Source organism: Clostridium facile (genome assembly GCF_014297275.1).
Taxonomy (GTDB): Bacteria; Bacillota; Clostridia; order Oscillospirales; family Ruminococcaceae; genus Massilioclostridium; species Massilioclostridium facile.
The window spans coordinates 2,138,726-2,158,560 of sequence record NZ_JACOQK010000001.1 but is presented as its reverse complement, the minus strand read 5'-3'; the positions used below and the strand labels follow the sequence as shown (position 1 = coordinate 2,158,560).

8 protein-coding genes, 1 tRNA gene and 1 riboswitch are annotated in these 19,835 nt (G+C 38.7%); of the genes, 4 read left to right on the top strand and 5 right to left on the bottom strand.

Translation table 11 applies throughout. From position 1 onward, the window contains the following. Window positions 1–447 precede the first annotated feature (447 nt). The 3 genes from H8Z77_RS08950 to H8Z77_RS08940 all read right to left on the bottom strand — a co-directional run bounded on the left by H8Z77_RS08950 (window position 448) and on the right by H8Z77_RS08940 (window position 9,100). Window positions 448–536, bottom strand: a tRNA-Ser gene (locus H8Z77_RS08950). 288 nt (window positions 537–824) lie between these two features. Further along, a complete protein-coding gene (locus H8Z77_RS08945; RefSeq protein WP_186996799.1) occupies window positions 825–4,328 on the bottom strand; it encodes a glycosyl hydrolase family 2 protein in 3,504 nt (1,167 codons plus the stop codon). 518 nt (window positions 4,329–4,846) lie between these two features. Beyond that, window positions 4,847–9,100: a glycosyl hydrolase gene (locus H8Z77_RS08940; protein ID WP_186996798.1), complete on the bottom strand. Its 4,254-nt coding sequence runs from the start codon at window positions 9,098–9,100 to the stop codon at window positions 4,847–4,849. 294 nt (window positions 9,101–9,394) lie between these two features. On the opposite strand from H8Z77_RS08940, the gene H8Z77_RS08935 reads away from it, so the two are divergent. Beyond that, window positions 9,395–10,384 (top strand): AraC family transcriptional regulator, encoded by a 990-nt coding sequence (locus H8Z77_RS08935; RefSeq protein ID WP_186996797.1) that lies wholly within the window; start codon window positions 9,395–9,397, stop codon window positions 10,382–10,384. A gap of 229 nt (window positions 10,385–10,613) precedes the next feature. Next, window positions 10,614–14,816, top strand: coding sequence for an FIVAR domain-containing protein (locus tag H8Z77_RS08930; RefSeq protein ID WP_186996796.1), 4,203 nt, complete (start codon window positions 10,614–10,616; stop codon window positions 14,814–14,816). Window positions 14,817–15,255: 439 nt separating this feature from the next. On the opposite strand, the gene H8Z77_RS08925 is transcribed toward H8Z77_RS08930, so the two are convergent. Further along, on the bottom strand, window positions 15,256–16,407 hold the full coding sequence (locus H8Z77_RS08925) for a 1-propanol dehydrogenase PduQ (RefSeq protein WP_186996795.1): 1,152 nt from the start codon (window positions 16,405–16,407) through the stop codon (window positions 15,256–15,258). Window positions 16,408–16,590: 183 nt separating this feature from the next. Beyond that, window positions 16,591–17,295 carry an RNA polymerase sporulation sigma factor SigK gene (gene sigK, locus H8Z77_RS08920; protein WP_186996794.1) on the bottom strand — a complete coding sequence of 235 codons (705 nt, stop codon included), beginning with the start codon at window positions 17,293–17,295 and terminating at the stop codon, window positions 16,591–16,593. A 189-nt stretch (window positions 17,296–17,484) separates the two neighbouring features. On the opposite strand from sigK, the gene lepB reads away from it, so the two are divergent. Both lepB and H8Z77_RS08910 read left to right on the top strand, forming a co-directional pair. Next, complete coding sequence (gene lepB / locus H8Z77_RS08915) at window positions 17,485–17,994, top strand: signal peptidase I (protein WP_069987576.1); 510 nt, start codon at window positions 17,485–17,487, stop codon at window positions 17,992–17,994. A gap of 129 nt (window positions 17,995–18,123) precedes the next feature. Further along, window positions 18,124–18,321: riboswitch (cobalamin riboswitch) on the top strand. 175 nt (window positions 18,322–18,496) lie between these two features. After that, window positions 18,497–19,804: a hypothetical protein gene (locus H8Z77_RS08910; protein ID WP_186996793.1), complete on the top strand. Its 1,308-nt coding sequence runs from the start codon at window positions 18,497–18,499 to the stop codon at window positions 19,802–19,804. Window positions 19,805–19,835: the final 31 nt, after the last annotated feature.

The window sequence follows — 19,835 nt, the reverse complement described above, 5'->3', positions numbered from 1 at the left end:
TAAGAAACTTTTGCAGATGTAGAATGCCTTATGGTTGAAAATGGAATGGAAGATTTCGGAAAAGAAATTCGGGGGTTTTTGCATACAGTTTTATTTTTACATAAGGGTATGGAAAGATAGACCAAACTGGTTACCAGTAGCGGAACAAACGTTGTGATGGTAGCCCTTCAATATCCCTTCCGTGGGTTAGCAAGTACTAACCTGTCTGGGATCTGAGCAAACCACTAGTTTACTAGTGGCTTTGAGACCATTCCTATTACATGAAAATAAATAAAAAATAATAAATAATAAAAGGGCGAATCTATTGCTTGATTTTTCCATGTAAACTAGCAATGTTCTAAAGTAATTCTCGTGTAAAACTTTTTCTCTACTTCTGATAAAATTAAGAGGTTATCATGGTTAAACGACAAAAAAAGAGTCTGAACGCATTTACATTCAGACTCAACTTGGCGGAGAGTCAGGGATTCGAACCCTGGGTCCCTTTTGGGGACACAGCATTTCGAGTGCTGCACCTTCGACCACTCGGACAACTCTCCATAATAAAATATTATACCTTGTTCCGAGCAGATTGTCAAATTCCTTCTTTTTTTCATTAAAAAGAGAACACTCTATTTGCTCTAACCGAATTTAATAACCAGTGTCTTTAAAATCTTTATAAATGGGAAGAAGTTCTAACAGCAAATTTAGATTTTACTTTTAGGACAAACTAAAATTGCCAATTATAAGTTGGTTATCCTTAAATTTCAAAAGAAGATATTGTAAAAACGCCCAGGAAAATTTTCCCTGGACGTTTTTATTATGGAAAAGGAAAAATAGTGGAAAAACTATTTCTTTTTGCGTGTTACTATAACAGTGGAAACAGCAGCTGCTAAAACAGTAGCTATTCCAGCGATTGGAACAACATCCCCTGTTTTTACCGAATCAGTGTTGCCAGTATAGTCACTTCCCTGTGACGAAGAACCTTGCTCTCCTTGAGAAGGGGTAGAAGATGGATCTTCTAGCTGTTCCGCATGGGTTATTAACATAGTATCCTGGTAAGGAGTTACCACAGTACTCATCAATCCATGGGTTGTTCTATCTGCAGATTGATGGGTTGCATTAAAGCGATTGGTAATGGTGCTGTCTACTTTGACAGAGATGGTATTTTCTCCTGCAACAAGGTAATGGGATAGGTCTACAGAGGTTGCGAATGTATCAATATTGTGTATCACATTGCCATTTATAGTTACTTCCACTACTTCATCGTTTTCATTTTTCGCAAAATTAAAGTATGCGCCATTGTTGATGTTCCAATCCTCTGACAAGGTAAAGGTTGCAGAGTAAGTCCCGATACCGGATACATCCGCCATTGAATTAACTTCAAGCTGTTCTAGTTGTTCTGTTGTTGCAGGCAGCTGATCCCAAGTAGTACCTGTTGCCACATGGTTGAATAAAACAGTTGTTTTTTTACTAATGGTTGGGTTAACATCATTTACAGATTCATCTGGGCCCCAGCTTTCCAGAGATAAATCCCATTCCTGTATTGAAATTGGGGATTCTACATCTTGATCTACAATCTGTTTGATAGAACCATCTGACATTACCACACCGTAACTTCCGTTTTCAGTTGACCGATGTATGAGAGATTCCCCATCGTAAACAGCTTGACCTCCTGTAACAGCTGTCACATGGGTATCCTCTACTTTTGGAAAATCTCCACCTTCCGGTGCAACTGCAATGATTACAGATTGTTTTGCGCCTAAATCAAGGTGGATAGAAACCCCGTCTTCCTGTTCTGTATAGGTTGCAATTGGTGTTATCTCACCTGTCCATGGATCTAAAGTGTAAGGTACACCATTCCCTTCCAATTGTACAGTAGTGGACACCGGTTGTTCTGTATTATCGTTAAACAAGTAGTAATAATCCCCCACATTATCTTGACGATGGGAAGTTTCTAATCCATTGACATCGGTATACTGTGCACTGGAAGAAATATTTAGCTCTGCCAACACATCCATTAATTCCTGTTCTGTGGTAACAGATTTTACGTTGTCCATGTTTTTCAATTCTGCAATCCACGCAGTCAAATTATCCACATTATTTTCACCTTTTTCTGTCCCATAAATTCTTTGTGGATTACTGTTTTTCAAAATGACTGGTAAACCTGCTTTTGCATATTCAATTAGTTTGAAAGCGGTAGGAGCAGACAACATATTAACATTATCCAATACAATGGCCTTGTAAGCAGGCCCGTTTTCATTTAATACCCTATTGGTAACAACAGCAGAATCCAAATTTAATACGCTTTCATCCAAAATATTGTAGGAATATCCGTTATTTAATAACTCCTGGTTGGAATTTTTAGTAATTAAATGAAAGGATTGCTCGGTGTCGTTTAAGATTGCTAAGTCAACTTTTGCGGTACCATTCTGCATCACTGCCTGCGTTCTAGTAATATATCCATTGAGTGCATCAGCATCATCCCAGAAAATTTGGCGGCTATCCCATGCTGGAAATCCTGTCCCACCACCCCAGTTCCAACCTGGCCAAGAATCTTGGTAATTATTTAAAGTAACAGGATAAGCGCTTCCATGTACAATGACGCGGTTTACTCCCTGGGAAGTGTTTTGATTCATTTCTTTTAAAATGGTCTGCCAATTAAAATCCGCCTTTGCAAAGGTACAGGATTCTAAAGAAAGGAATTTTTCCCCTTTCATATTGACGGCACTGGAAAGTTGGCGCAACGCATCCTTATAAGTGGAGTTGTCCCCTTCTGTTACATCAGTCATCAATGCCGCCCCTACAATACTTAATCCTGGTAAAGAGTATGCTGGCGCACGGTAATTATAGTTAAACCCAGCAGCCCAATCTTGAATAGTCTTTACATGTTCTGTCTCAAACAAGTGCGCCAATGCTAAATTATAATCCTCAATAATCCGTTCGGATTCATCATTTTCCGATTGGAAAATAAAATCGGCGTCACGTGTAACAATAATATCTGGCGCTGCTTGTCCAGGTACATCCACGAATGTTTTGCTTGTTCTTCCGGACATATAAACCGGAGCATATAGGGTAGTATCATACCCTAAATAGTTGGTCATATCTTCCATTAAGTCAGCGGACCAGAAGGGACCATTGTGGGTAGTTTCGATGGAATCCTCAAAAATGCTACCACCGTTTTTCTCCATCAACGCCCTTACTTCGTCATATAAAATACATTCGTTCCAAATATCCAACGCTTTTTGGATACCATCGGATTCAAAATAGTTGGTTACATAAGTGCGATTTTTCATCGTTGTATTTGCGCCGGAAACGGCTTGCCCTGTTCCACGGCAGTAGCTGCCAAATAGCACATAATCTCCAACAGCAAAGGTTTCGTCGTTGTTTGGATGGTAATCCTGTAAATTGAGTTTTGTCAAATCAGTTTCGTAAAGGTATTGCCAATCCGCCATTCGTTTGCGGTTTCCGTCTTTGTCAATTTTTCCTTCAAAATCATTGGTAGATGGTTCTGGACCAAATTTGGCTAAAATCTGTGTATCGTAATCAATACCATCCGCTTCGGCTACTTCCCTGGAAGGAATACCAGCCGCATACCCAGCGTATTTTATACCGTTTTCTTCTTTATAGCATTCCCCTTCCACTGCAATTTTTTTGGTAGTTACGTCAGTTAGGTCTCGCAATGTTTCAAATTGAAAGATCGGTTTATTTGTTTTTTCCTCAAATCCAATCACCTGCGCTACAGTAGCTGCAACAAAACGGTCAGTTTTATAAAAGGGTGTTCTAGCCAAATCTGTTTTTTCTTGTATAGGAAGGGGAGTATCAACAGTACCAGCAGCCAAATCATCCGCTGTAATCTTTTTATAAGCATAGGAAAGCTCTGTCGCGGCTTCATCGTCATTTGGATCTATTGTATTGGAAATTGGTGGCCAATGAGGCGTAATGGTAAAATCTACTTTAAATCCACCTTCAATGGTATTAGCGGCTTTTAAAATCTTTTTCACTGTTTTTTTCCAGTTTTCTGTGCCCCAACCATATTCTCCTGCTTGATCGTTTGTCATGTTGGAATTATCTGCTAATAAGGCAATTTCCACTCCACCAAATCCGGATTTTGCCATACCTGCCAAATGCTCGGCAATGATATCATTTTCAATCGCTCCAGCCTGCCCATCTACAAACCACATTCTTGCCATCGGTTTAGCATCTAAATCCGGATTTTGAAATGCAGAAATAATATCTGATTTTGTGTATTGTGGAATAGCACCTACTGAAACCATACTGGTAGCTGTTACACTGGCGACAAGAGCTGTAGTAGTAACTGCTGCCAACAATTTACGAATTGATTTTTTCATTTTTTCCTCCTTAAACGAAATACTTTTGTGTATAAAGTATAATTTTGTTTATTATAGCATTGCATTTTTCTTCTAACAATGTACTTCTAGTACCTATTTTGGTATTTCTATTACCTTTTGATTGTGATACAAATTTTTTGGCGGAGAAATTTTATCCATTAAAAAATGTACAAATGCGAATTACTTTCAAGGATAGATATCAATTTTTTATAGTTTTTGCTATTCATTGATAATTACGGTAATGATATGTTCTTCTTCTCGGAAACCAATAATTTTTTACTTGACTCTGATAAAATTTAGAAGGCTCATTATATTAAAATAGGAAATTAAGGATAGCATATGCGATTGAAATTTAGAGAATCTAAATTCAATATATACGGAATTTTACCATAGCATCACATAACAATCTGTTTTTTCCTAAAAAAGATGTTTTAATCATAGGAATATGTTAAAAAATCCAGAGGCAATATACCTCTGGATTTTTTATAAAAGAAAAGAGAAAAAGAAGTTTTACAATATTATTTTTTCTTACGGGTAATCAGTACCGCTGCACCTGCTACTGCCAATACTGCCATACCTGCGATTGGGGTAAAGTCCCCTGTTTTCGCTGCGTTTGCTTTTGTTGTTGTGCTTTCCTGTCCAGTCTGAGTAGCATTATTATCAGATGGTGTTTCTGTTCCTTCTACTGCTACTAAACCGTCCATTGCACTCTGTACATTTTCTACTGCTGTGTCTACTTCTTCCTGAGTTGCGTTTTCATTTGCTAATACTGCATCCGCATCTTTTAATGTCGCTTCCAGTACTGCGTAGCTTTCTGCTGTGTATGCATTCGCATCTATCTGATTTGCTTTTGCTACTACTTCTTCCAGGATAGATTTATCTGCTTTGTATCTCAGGTTCAACATTGCGTTTAACAGCTTATCTGCTACTTCATTAATTTCCGCCTGCATTGCGTCGCCATCTTCAAATACGCCTTTGGCTGCTTCCAATGCTGCGGTGAACTCTGCTTGACCTGCTTCTACATACTTGCTCAGGTCGATTCCTTCTGCTGCTGCGATCAAGCTTGCTAACTCTGTTTTATCGCCTGCTACAAATCCTAATTTATGGATTTCGTTTAGCAAGGTTTTCCATGCTGCATCCACTTCTTCTTGAGTTGCTGTACCATTTTCTGCTACTGATTTTGCATTTGTCAATGCTTCATCAAAGGATTTTTGTACACTTTCGATGGCATTATCATATTCACCGCTTGCTTTTGCTGCATCTGCATATTCGATAACAGAATTTAGGATACCTTTATCCACTGTAGATTTTTGTTCATATAAATTCAATCCAGCTTTCGTCAAACCGTAGTTAGCAGTTGCTTTTCCATCTTCACGATTTTCCAACGTTGTGGTCAACTTAACAGAGATTGTGTTTTTACCAGCTGTTAATACCTTGCCTAAATCAACAAATTCATTTAATGGGTTGATATCCCGTATAGTAAAGGTACCATTTTCATTGGTGACTGTTACAGCTGTAATCATATCCTGGTTAGTTTCCATAATTTCTTTGGTTTCACCGGAACCGCTACCAGAACCGCCTGGGAAACCGCCACCGGATTGTACAAGACCTTTGTGTTCAAAAGTAAATTCTGCGCCCATATTGTCAGTATCCCAATCATCTGGCATGGTTACATCAATGGAATAAGTACCAATACCGGAGAGTTGCCCTGAGCTTTCAACGCCAGCTTTCGCGAGTTCTTCTTCGTTGATGGTCAAGTTTTTCCATAAGTCAAGGTTGATCTCACCAGCAGTAATTTCTGTTTTTGTAGATTGTGATGGGTCATAATCATTTACAGATGCGTCTGGCCCCCAGCTTTGGATATCTAAATTCCATTTTTCGTTGCTTAAATCAATGCTATCTGTGTAGGTTTTTTCCGCTGGAGCAGTAGATGGATCTGGAAAATCTTCCGTATTACTGGTTACTGCTAAAATAGTTGTGTTAAGTGCTTCGAGAGAAAGGGTCATTTCAATTTTTCTATCTTCTGTTACAGAGTAATCAGAGATTGGGGTAATCTCACCGGAAATCGGGTCTAACATATAAGGAGTGCCTTCTCCTTCCAGAGTAACGGTGGTTTCGATTGGCTGATAATCAGCTTTGCTGAAGTCCGAACCAATTCCCATGCCACCAGAAGGGTCTTCCCCAATATTGTGTTCATTAAAGAAGAAATAATAGTTTGTATCATCGGCACTATCTTTTACATGGGTAACTTCCAACCCTTCTTGGTCATAGCTAACTCCTGTTTCGATATCACAGGAATCCAGGTATGCTAATAATTCTTCTTCTGTAGTTACTGCTTTAAAGTTTGCGTTTGTTTGCAGTTGAGCATATAGTTCTTGCAGTTTAGCATCAGAATTATCCGCTTTTTCTGTGCCATATACGCTAGTCGGATTGCTGTTATAAGAAACAATTTTCACACCGGCATTGGCGAAGCCAATGATTTTTTCCAGTGTTTCACAGGACATGCTATTCACTTCTTTTAACACCAGAACCTGATAACCCGCTGTATCTGGGCACAGAACACCATTTGCAGCAACCGCACCCTCATCTTCCAATACAGCTTCACTTAGAATATTGTAAGTATAGCCATTGTTCAGCAAGGTTGGGAACATGGTACCGTTCAAGCATTGGAATGATTTTGTTTTATCATTCATAATAGCAACTGGAATTTTTACTGTCCCCTCTTGGGTAACAGATTGGATTCTCGCAAAGTAGTTGCTCATAAGATCCATGTCCTCCCAGAATGGTTGGCGAGGAGCCCAACAACCGTATGACATAAAGGTCCAGCCTGGCCACTCGTTGTTTACATCGGTATAGGATTTTGTAAATGGGATGCCATGTAGGATAATGCGGTTTATCCCATCGGATAAATTCATATTAATCTCACGAAGTGCTTCATACCACACTGGATGGTCACTAGCGGAGGTCAGGGCTTCCATCGAAAGGAATTCTTTGTCACCTACATTTGCAGCGGACGCCAAATTACGGATACCATCTCCAGCTGTAGAGTTATCCCCTTCTGGAATATCAATTGCATTTGCCGCACCAGCAACATCCAATCCAGATAGTGTGTAAGCTTGAGCACGGTATGTATAGCCAAAGGATTTTGTCCATTCCATAATCTTATCAGCATGGTCGGAGGAATACAGTTCCCCTAATACCAAATTGTAGTCTTCGGTAACACGTTCCGCTTCATCTGCTTTATTAGTGGAAACTCCGGCGATAACACCAGCGTATTTTCCAACATCATAGCCTTGGCTGGCTTCAAAGTCTTCCAACATGTTTGCAGTCCAAATGCTACCTGTACGATGGATTTCAATGGAGTCCTCAAAAATACTACCACCGTTGATTTTCATCAGTTCCGCCAAACTTTTTCCGCCACAGTCTGGGGAAACATGTGGCAGCATGTTTTCATTCCAGTAATCAATGACTTCCTGAATTCCCTCTTCGTTGAAATAATCAACAGCATACGTCCTGTTTGGCATAGTAATGGTTTGTCCACCGGACATAATCTGACCGGTACCTCTGCGGTATGTATTAACCAAAACATAATCGCCAGCTTGGATGGTGTCATCAGAAGAATTTTGGATTGCTTCTACTGCTTCTGCACTGAGATCGCTTTCATTTACCTGATAAATATCCTGCCAATCCGCCATCCTTTCCCGGTCACCAAAAGTATCGTTATTAACTACAGCTACTAGCCCTTCGTTAGAGTAAGTATCCGTAGCTTCATCGTATTGTACTAAAGTCCCTTTATCAAATATTGTTGCCTGAGATGTGATATCTTCCCCATTTAATGTTACTTTTGTAGAAGCCCATGGCATACCGGCATTTTCTATTTCCACAATAGCGCCTTCGATGATTTTACCTTTATTTTCTCCAGTTTTCCAAATAACCGTTTGTTCGTCTAAAAGCATATATCCATTTTCACCAGGAGTTACCGCAACCATAGCGCCGGATTTATCCTGTTTTAAAGCGGATACCCCTTGTTCTGGAATACCAACCGCATAACCTGCGTCTGGTTTTACAGATGTGTTTAATTCTGTAAGGGAATCATAATCAATTACTGGATTGCCGTTTTCATCTACAGAGGCAACTTTCGCAATTGCAGAAGAAACAATTTTATCCTGGAACAGGAAAGTAGCAATTAAATTTTGGGTATTGGAAAAATCCTGTGTTTTCATTTCTGGCAAGTCCAGGTCGATTGTGGTATCGCTTAAATCCGCATTGGTCAGTTTTTGTACCACATAAGTAAGTTCCTGTTGCTGTTGGTCATCATTTGGATCAATGCTGTTAATAACTGGTGGCCAATGTGCTGTAATGGTAACATCCACACGGAAGCCGCCCTCAATTTGATTGGCAGCATAAACTGCTTGGGAAAGCACTTCAGCCCACGCGTCGGAACCCCATCCGATTTCTGCGGCTGTGTCGTTGTCATAACTGTTGGAGTCAGCCAGCATGGTAATTTCCACACCACCAAATCCACCATCAGCTAGTTGGCGGATCAAATCTCCTACCATGTTCTTATAATCCGAATCTGGCAAACCCGCACCGGCATCCGGGAACCAAAAACGCGCCATTGGTTTTGCTTCTGAAGATGGGTCTTTAAACGAATCCACAACCGTTGCGGTTACACTGTCATCTGTAGCGAAAACCGGAAGGTTTGCCCCTACTACAGAACCAGCCAATGCCGCCGCCAAAAGGGCGGAAAGCACTCTTGTACGTTTTTTCATAGTTCATTCTCCTCCTTAAGAACGTCAATTTTACCTATAAAATAATCCATTAAAACGTTATGCTATCTTTTTATCAAAAAACAGCATGATTCATAATATTTTATAGGTAGTTTGTATAAATAACAGAAGTTATTTTAACGCTTACTCCAATAAAAAACAACGGTCTCCCATGACCTTACAACGGTTTTTTATGACTGTTCTTTCTTTTAAAAGAAAAATATTCCCTTGATTTTTCTCCTTATATCAGGTAGTATGAAAGAAAAAGATCATTGATTGAATGAAAGGATAAAGAAGATGGCAACTCTGGATTACTATACTATTCGGGAACACATTCCTGCCCCCATTGTTCTACCTAACACAGAACCATTGCATTCCATTATGCAGCAGATTGAAAAAACAGGGGAGTTCCGCATTTTACAAAGCAGTTTGATGGAACATGGCTGGGCAGTTGATATAAATCTTCATGATCCTGTCACTCCAGGACCTCATATTAAATATCCCCATTATCACGATTTTTTTGAACTAATCTATGTTTATAAAGGAGAAATGCACACCATTGTAAACCAAAAAGAAGATATTTTACTAAATCCAAAACAGCTGCTTTTGATGAATCCCGATACCCGCCATGTCTTGAATTGTAACGATTCCAACGCCGTTATCTACAATATTATGATCCAACGGGATTTTGTAGAAAAACAGCTTTTAAATATTATTGATAAGGATTATACAATTTTCCATTTTTTCTTTCATTCTACCTATCATGATGAAATGATTAAAAATTACCTGGTGTTTCCCATTGATCCTGAAATGGAACAGTATATTCACGCCTTAATCCTAGAACATTTTGACCGGAAGCCATTCTATAAACAGATGGTGGTAGCAAATTTAATCTTAGTATTAGGGCAGATTGCCAGGATACACAAAAACCAAGTAACGGAGCAAAATCATCAGTTAATACAATCGGGAAAGCTACCGGAAATTTTACAGTATATCCAATTGAATTACGCTACCGTAAATTTAGCTTCAATGGCGGAGCAATTCCATTATTCTGAGGCCCATTTATCCCGCATGATTAAAAAACAGACTGGAAAAACTTTTTCTGAGATTTTATCCGATATACGGTTTCAGATTGCGGAAAATTATCTTTGCCAATCAGATTTAGGCGTAGAAACCATTGCGGAAATGGTAGGATATCAAAACGTGAGCAATTTTTTTCGCAACTTCAAACAAAAATACCATTGTTCCCCAAAAGAATATCGAAGCCAGCATAGAGCTTCCCGATAAAAACAGCAAGGAAATCCACCTGGATTTCCTTGCTGTTTTTATTGTTCCTATTTGTTCGTTGTATATATTGCACAAAATAAATCGGTATTTTTTTGCTTCACGCAAATAGATGTCAAGTTTCGCAATTCTTATCATCATCTAAAGTCATTGTTGTACAGGATATAAGGTGATAAAATGATAGCAACATAAACCATTTCACACAAGATAATGTTTTATTAGGGAGGAAAAAATGAAACGAACAAAATTATTGGCAGCCGTCTTGGCAACCGCTATGGTAGTAACCAGTGTTGCCACTGCTTTGCCAGCAGGCGCTACTGACCAAACAGCATCCGGTTCTGTTATTTCCGCATTTCAGAACCCAAGTTATACACAAAAACCAATGGCTAGAATGTGGTTCCCAGATGGTGGTGCTGGTATTGATGAATATGACACTGTGGAAAAACAGATTATGGAATTGGCAGAAGCCGGTTTTGGTGGTGTAGAAGTTACCATGCTGTCAAGCTCTAGCAATATTGCTAGTGAAGATGCAAAAGTAGTAGGCTGGGGTACTGAAGCATGGAATAATACTTTAAAAAAGGTATTAAAAGCCGCTAAAAAAGTAGAGGGTGGATTTATTGTAGATATTACGATTACTGCACATTGGCCAACAACCATTAATAATATTGACCCTAATGATGATGCTGCTTCTCAAGAAATTACAAGTACAGTTACAAAAGTAACCGCTGATGATTTACAATCCAATTCTTACAAACTAACTTTACCGGAACAAAAAACACAGGATAGAGTAGAAGCGCTAAAACCAGGAGTATTTCTCTTTACAGATACTTTAGTATCCTCTTCTTTGGTAAAAGTAGATTCTGTAAAAGAGGATGGCACCGTAATATATGATTTGGATTCCATCATTGATTTAAATACTTCCACCACAGGGGATGGATATGCGGCCGGCGTACCGGATGAAGCAACCTTCAATGAATATCAGGCAGACGGCCGCGTTGACGCCTCAATGAATTACCAAAACAATGTATTGAATATCTTTGGTGAGGCTCCAGCGGAAGACGCGGATTTTTCTCAAAGCTTTAACAAAAAAATTGATGAAAATGGAAACCGCAAACGAATGGCTGACTGGCAGAACTATTACCAAGCTGATTTAAGTGCCACAAATATTTCTGGTTATACTTCCAGTGAAGGAGACGCTATCCAAGCCGGCGATTATGTTGTTGTTACTACCTACCGCCGTGGTACAGGACAAATTATGTCTGATGCTCCATTTGGTGGAATCAGTGATGCAATGTACGCAAGATCTTATGTTACAAACTATTTTAATCGCGATGGTGTTGATGCGATCTTTGATTATTGGAATAAAAGTATCTTAAATGATGAAGAACTAGTCTCTTTATTAAAAGAAAATGGTTCCAGTATTTTTGAGGATTCTATTGAAGCCAGTCATACCGGTGCTTTTTGGTCTTATAATCTAATGGAGGAATTGGAGCAGGAAAATTACCAATATACCGATGAGTTCCCAATTGTTATGGCGTTGGGAACAAACAGTTTTAATGATACTTCTTTAAGCGAAAAAATCTCACAGGATTATAACAACCTATTGGGTGAATTATATGAAACTGTCCATGCCGCTCCAATTAGCGAATGGGCCTCTACTTTTAACTACACCTATCGCGCGCAGCCATACTCCTTACCAGGTTTGGATATTGCTGGTGCTTCCGCAACACTGGATATCCCAGAAGGAGATAATGGAACCAAAGGTGATGGTTTAAGGAACTTATCCGCAGCAGTAAATCTGGCTGACAAAACCTATTTGTCCATGGAAGCTGTTACTGGATTTGGTAATCTACAAATTAATTGGGCAGACGTTGCGACAGAAGTAACCCAAAACTTCTCGGGTGGGGTGAATCACTTGATTCTTCATGGAACACCTTATTCCAAATCCTATAATGGCTACAACGCAAGCTGGCCAGGCTGGATGGCGTTTGGCAACAATTTCTGTGGTTCTTATTCTTACCGCCAACCTTATTGGGAGGATATGGATACCTTAGCAAACTATATGGCACGCAACCAAGCAATCCTGCAAACAGGAGAAGCAAAAGTAGATTTAGCTATTCTAAATGATAAGTTGACAACCTTCTCTAATGCACACGGAAACAATTTCCAAGAATTATTGGACAACGGCTACTCTTACAATATTATGAGTGAAGCTCTGTTGGATTTGGACAACGCAACTGTAAAAGATGGCGTTATCTACCCAGAAGGTCCAGGATACAAAGCACTGGTCTTAAACGAAGTTTCTACCATTTCCACCGATGCGATGCAAACCATCCTGGAATACGCACAAGCTGGTTTACCAATCATCCTCTATAATTCCCAGCCAACCCAAGTATATGGAACCGGTACTGCTACTAATAATGATAAGGCAATGCTCGCATTATTTGACCAGTTAAAAACCTATAACAATGTAAAAATCGCTTCTACCGAAGCAGAAATTTTAAGCTTATTAGAGGAAATGTCCGTTTCTTCTTATGCTTCTTATACTGAATCTCAGTTGGAAACCTCCCATTATGTGGATGCTACAGATGCAAGCAACTACTATTTCCTTTACAATAATCCAGTACAGCAAAACTCCGGTATGATTGATGATGGTGAAAATGAAAAATATAAATCCGGCAAAAAAGTGGATACAGATGTTACTTTAACCGGAGATGGTATCCCATATATGTTGGATGCTTGGACAGGAGAAATTACTCCAATAGCGGATTATACCGTAAATGGGGATGGAACCATCACAACCCACATCAACTTATCCGGCGGCGAATCCACCTGGATTGCGATTACAAATGATACAACAAACTTCCCTGAAGTGCAGGATGTGCATGCGGTTTCTAAAACTGGCGGTACGGTACAATATAATAAAGATGGAGAGATCACCCTGCGTTCCAACGAAACTGGAACCTATGAAACTACCCTATCAGATGGATCCACAAAATCTACAACCATCAATAACCATTTTGAAGATATCGATTTAAGCGGCGAAGGATGGAGCCTAGAACTACAAAGTTGGGGTCCAGACAAGTCTACTGATAATATACAGGATGAAATGATTCCAGGTGTAGAACCAACCTATCCATTGTATAAAGACCCAAGCAAATCCGTTGTTACCACAGTAAACTTTGATAATGTTGCTTTGGGTGATTGGAAAGACCTTCCTGTGACTGAAGAACAATTACAACAATTAGGTGTAGCTTCTATGCAAAATGTGATTGGTATTGGATATTACACCAAAAAATTTAACTTACCAGAAAACTGGACCAGCGAAAATGGCGCAACCATGAAGTTTGCATATAACCATGACCAGGTAACAGAAATCTCTATTAATGGTATGACAATCCCAGACATTGATAACATCACCGATACTGTCGATTTAGGCGGCTATCTAAAAGCCGGTGAAAACGAAATTACTATTAAATTGGCGACTTCCATGTTTAACCGTGCAGTGGTAGAAAATATGGCGTATACACCAGAAGGTGGCATGCCTCAAATGAATGGTACTGATCCAATTTCTTTGGGATTGACCTCGGTTATATTAAGCCCATATACAGAGGTTGTCATTTCTGCGACACCACAGGAAACAGCAGATAAAGGCATCTTAAATTCTATTATCGAATACGCAGATGCAGCAAAAGCAAGTGGTGAATATGATAATGCCATCGAAAGTGTACAAAAATCCTTTGATGAAGCATTGACAAATGCGAAAGCAGTAGCAGAAAATGATGCAGCAACTCAAGAAGAAGTGGATGCAGCATGGAAAACCTTGCTAAACGAAATCCATAAGTTGGGATTTGTAGCAGGCGATAAAACAGAGTTAGCAAGCTTGATCGCAGCAGCAGAAGGAATCGACCTGAGTAAGTATGTAGAAGCAGGTCAAGCGGAATTTACCACAGCATTGGAAGCAGCTCAGAGCGTATACAAAGACGGAGACGCAATGCAGGCGGAAATCAATGAAGTAGCAGATAAGCTGTTAAACGCAATGTTGAACCTGAGATACAAAGCAGATAAATCTATCCTGGAAGAAGTAGTAGCAAAAGCAAATCAGATAGATGCGAATGTATACACAGCAAAAAGCTACGCAGTACTGGAAGCGGCATTAAAAGATGCGAATGCAGTATTAGCAAATGAAAACGCAACTCAGGAAGAAGTAGACGTAGCAGTACAATCTGTGCAGGCTGCAATGGATAGTTTAGTAGCAGTAGAAGGAACAGAAACTGAAACACCAACTACCAACAACAATGCTACCCAAACGGGACAGGAAAGCACAACAACCAAAGCGAACGCAGCAAAAACAGGGGACATTGCCCCAATCGCAGGTATGGCAGTATTGGCAGTAGCAGGTGCAGCAATCCTGATTACCCGTAAGAAAAAATAGTTATAATAACAAAACTGAAAGCCTTATTAAGGCTTTCAGTTTTGTTTCTATGTTTGTGAAATTTTCAATATAATGTTATTCAATAGCATTTTTTAAACATTCAACAAATTAAAAGTTGAAAAAATAAAAGAAATAAATATATTATTGTTAAAAAATGAATCTAAGTACAATAATTTAGGCAGTATTTTAAAAATACTTAACAAACAATTCCTATTATTTAAATGTTAAATTATATCAGTACAAGTAAAATATTTTCATATTACATGTAATATGAAGAGTTTATATCGCCTATACAGATATTAACAATCAATGTATATGGCTTAAAAATTGATTTTTTATCTTATTTCTTAAATAAACCATGCAGTTGAAACAGGAAAATAAAGTTTATACTAATAAAAAAGACCGTACCTAACCGATACGGTCTTTTATTTTTTGTTTATTATAATGCAGTATGATAATAGCACATATCCAACAGTTCACGGATTTGATGAGTGGTTGGAACACGTGGATTAGAAGGAGTACAAGCATCCGCCATTGCATTTTCTGCAATAATATTGCGGAACCCTTTGTAATCATCTTCATTAATATCCTGATCTCTCAAACTTACTGGAATACCCAAAGCGTCAATTAATCCTTCTACTAATTGAATAAAGTTCTTTACACTTTGGCGATTACTTCCTGCACCGACACCCATTAAATGGGCTAATTTTGCGTATTTTCTCATAGCATAAGAACAATCTTCTTTGGAAATTACACGCATACCAGCATTAAATGCAATAATATACGGTAAAATAATTGCATTGGCACGGCCATGTGGAACATGGAATTTAGCGCCGATTGCATGGGCAATGGAATGGTTGATTCCCAAATTCGCGTTATTAAATGCCATGCCAGCCATACAGGAAGCGTTGTGTAATTTTTCACGCGCATGAATATCATTTCCATTATCATACGCCATTGGCAGATATTTAAAAATAATCTGTACGGCTTTTTCTGCTAATGTATCAGAAAAATCAGTTGCACCAGTAGAAACATAAGCTTCAATCGCATGGGTTAAAACGTCCATACCAGTATCTGCAGTAACAGCCGGTGGAACGCTTAAGGTTAATTTAGGGTTGAGGATTGCCACATCTGGCAGCATAATATCATCAACCAATGGATATTTTACATTTTTTTCTTTATCAGAAACAACTGCAAATGCGGTTACTTCAGAACCAGTACCAGATGTAGTAGGAATAGCAACACAGAATGGTTTTGGAACCTGAGCGATTTTCATGTAAAAATAGCTGATTGCTTTTGCAGTATCAATCGCAGAACCGCCACCCATCGCCATGATGGAATCTGGTTTTACTTCCATTGCCTGGGCAATACCATCGATGATAACATTCATTGGTGGATCAGCAACAACATCGCTGAAAACAGTATATTTTGCTCCCATCTGATCCAGAACATCGGTCAGGTTTTTAATCATGCCAGAAGAAGCTGCAAATGGGTCAGTAATAATATATACATTTTGGATTGGATAGCCCTTTAGATATTCAAACGCATCTACGCCTGAAAAAACTTTTGTTTTTACAGCAAAAGAACTCATAATTTTCTCTCCTTACTATTTAGAAAATTCCGAAAAAGATAAGAATCTAATTTATATTATACTCCATATACAAGCTAATGTCAAAACATTGTCAAAGAAAATTCTATTTTTTGATGTAAAAAATTTGTCATAAAAAAAAGGATATTTTTATTTAAAAGATTCAACCCTTATTTCTAAGTTAATTTAATCTGTAAAATCGTTTTTTACCCCGTCCCGTAGCAGTTCTAGAGCTTTTTTTTCTATCCGGGAAACATAGGAACGTGAAATCTTTAAGAAACTGGCAACTTCCCGTTGTGTCATTGGGCGGTTTCCATTAAGGCCATATCGCATACAAATAACCTTTTGTTCCCTAGGAGAAAGTAATTTTCGAACACTTTGATAAAGCTGTTCCGATTGCAGTTTTAAATCTACCATATCAGCCATATCGGTTTCATCTGCGATAATATCCAGCAGTGACAGTGCGTTTCCATCCTTATCAGTATCAATCGCATCATTTATGTAAACATCGCCAGCAGTCTTTTTTAAATTCCGAAAATGCATTAGAATTTCATTTTCTATACATCTAGAGGCATAAGTAGCGAAACGGGTGCCTTTCGAGTAATGGAAAGTATTTACTGCCTTAATAAGGCCAATGGTTCCAATCGAGATGAGGTCATCCTGGTCATCGGTAGAGGCATAGTATTTTTTAATAATATGGGCTACGAGACGGAGATTATGCTCAATTAAACGGTTACGGGCATTGGTATCTCCTTGTTCCATTTTCATAAAGCATTCTTTTTCTTCTTTTGCAGAAAGCGGTTTTGGAAACGACTGATTTCGCTCCACGTGCAATGCCAGATAGCATAAGTGCCGGATGATGGTTCCGAAAAATTCAAATAGCAAAGTCATCACATCCTTTTCCATTGCTATTAGTTTATGAAAGGAAAAACAGAATGTTGTATGTCCGCCAGAATTCCAATTGGTTTCAACATAGGATATGATGTAATTTATAAAACTTTTTTGTTCTATCAATAGATTTGTCATATAAATTCATTATCCTTTATACTAGGATCGTATTCATATTAAGAAGGGGAATATATGGGTCAAAAATTACGTGATTTTTGGAAGCACAATTGGATCTATTTAGCAGTATTGCTTTTTATCTTTGTTTTTTGCCATTTTGTCGCATGTTTTTCGTTGGTAAATGGTCCTAGCATGGAAAATACCTTACAGGATCGTGATTTTGTAATTGTGTGGCAGTTAGGGTATACCCCAAAGGCAGGAGATGTTGTAGTTACAGATAAGGAAAATGATTTTGATGTGAATTTGGTAAAAAGGGTAGTTGCAACAGAAGGACAAACAGTAGAGATACAGCAAGGTAAATTGTTCATAGATGGGAAAGTAAAACAGGAAGATTATCTCAAGGAAGGCAACTGGTATGGAGATATGCCACCTATTGTTGTACCAGAAAATTCGGTGTTTTTAATGGGGGACAACCGGAATCATTCCAGCGATAGTCGTGAAATTGGCTGTTTTTCCAACGATGCCTTACTAGGAAAAGTTGTATTCCGTGTGTTTCCATTTCAGAGGATAGGAGCAATTCATTAGTGATAAAAAATGTTATTTTAACTGGAAAATGGGCCTCTATGACTTGGTAGGCTAGTTGGTTTACCAAAATTAGTGGCAAAATTATTTTTTGTCGGGAAAGCTATTGACTTTTTTCCGATGTTTTCATTATAATAAAAGTAAGTTATTTATGCAGTTTTACTGGGAAGAAGATTTTCTTCCGGGAATATGGTGAAAATCCATGACAGCTCACACCTACTGTAAGCAGTTACGAAACTTCAAATCCCACTGATTATTGCGCCATCGGGAAGGGGAAGGATTAGGTTTGAAACTGTAAGTCAGGATATCCATAAATAACAGGAATCATTTATCTTTTGGTGAGAATAGATAGGGGATACATAATCAAGAAAAAACAGGTGTATTGCCTGATTTTGTTATGTCAGCCTTTCTGTCTATCAGAAAGGCTTTTTGATTGGAATGGATTCCATACTCTAAACTTCCTCACCATAAATTAAGGCGTTGCCTAAAAATGGAGGAAATGGATATGAAACAAAAATTAATTGCTTTATTTACCACTATGGCAATTATGGTTGGGATGTTTGCTTTCCCAGTCAGCGCGGCAGAAAAAAAGGATTTAAGCCAGGATATCCAGGATACTGCAGCATATTTGCAAACAATGTATGATATGGAAACAGAGCAACCAAATGAAAGCAGTTATTGGGATATGATGTATCTTGCTCGGGCAGGAGTAGAACGCGATAATATTTTATTTAAACTATACCGCAGCAATATTGCTACTGAATTACATGAAACCGGAAAATTGGAATATGAAAATTGGGATGGAACAAAATCCGAAAGCGCTATTTATTATGCAGCAAACGCTTTGGCACTAGCGATGATTGGGGAAGACCCAACTAATATAGATGGATTTAATCTAGTAGATAAATTGGTATCAATGGACCGTAGTGCTGTTACCTCATTATACTATACCAACTTACCAGTTGTTTTGATTGCAGCAACCCAATTTGATGATGAAATTACAGATAAAACCTTTGCGGAAGATATCATCAATGTCTTGAAAACAGAATATAACGCCAGCCAATGGGGGGCCAGCTGGGGTGCAGATAGCCCAGCAATGGTAGTAGCTGCTTTGATAGATTATACTGATACAGACCCAGAAGTAAAAACCATAGTCGATGAAACTGTAGCATGGTTGCAGGAACAAGTAAAAGCGGATAAAATGACAGTTTCCAACACTGCGGAAAAAGTGTTGACCGCTTTGAGCTTAGCGGGACCAGAAGCGGTAGCAGCCGCAAATGATTCTACTGGTAAAAACATTGTGGATATTGTATTAAGCTTTCAATCGGAAACCACACCAGGTGCGTTTACCTATAATGGAAGCGATAGCTATATGGCTACCCAGCAAGGGATGGAGGCTATGTTAGCATACCAGAGAATGGTAGATGGTAAAGTTGGTTTATACGATCTTTTCGATACTCCAATCCAACAATACAAACAATTAATTGAAAAAATTAGCCAATTACCAGAAGTAATTGATTTAGAAGACGAATCGGCCATTGTTGCGCTACGCCAACTGTATAATAGTTTGCCTGCTGCGTTCCAGACAAAAGTAACCAATATTGCGGATTTGGAAAAAGCGGAACAAGTGCTCCAAACCTTAAAAGAAGTTGCAGGATCGAAACCAGATTCCAGCAAACCAGAATCCAAACCAGAAAGTACAACATCTTCCCATCCTATTCCAGCGACAGGGGATATGGGAGTAGCTTCTGTTGTTGCCCTTTGTGGCTTAGCTGGTGTTTCCCTGGTTGCTTTGCACAGAAAACAGAAATAATAGTAGGATTGTTCCAAACAAGGACATTTCC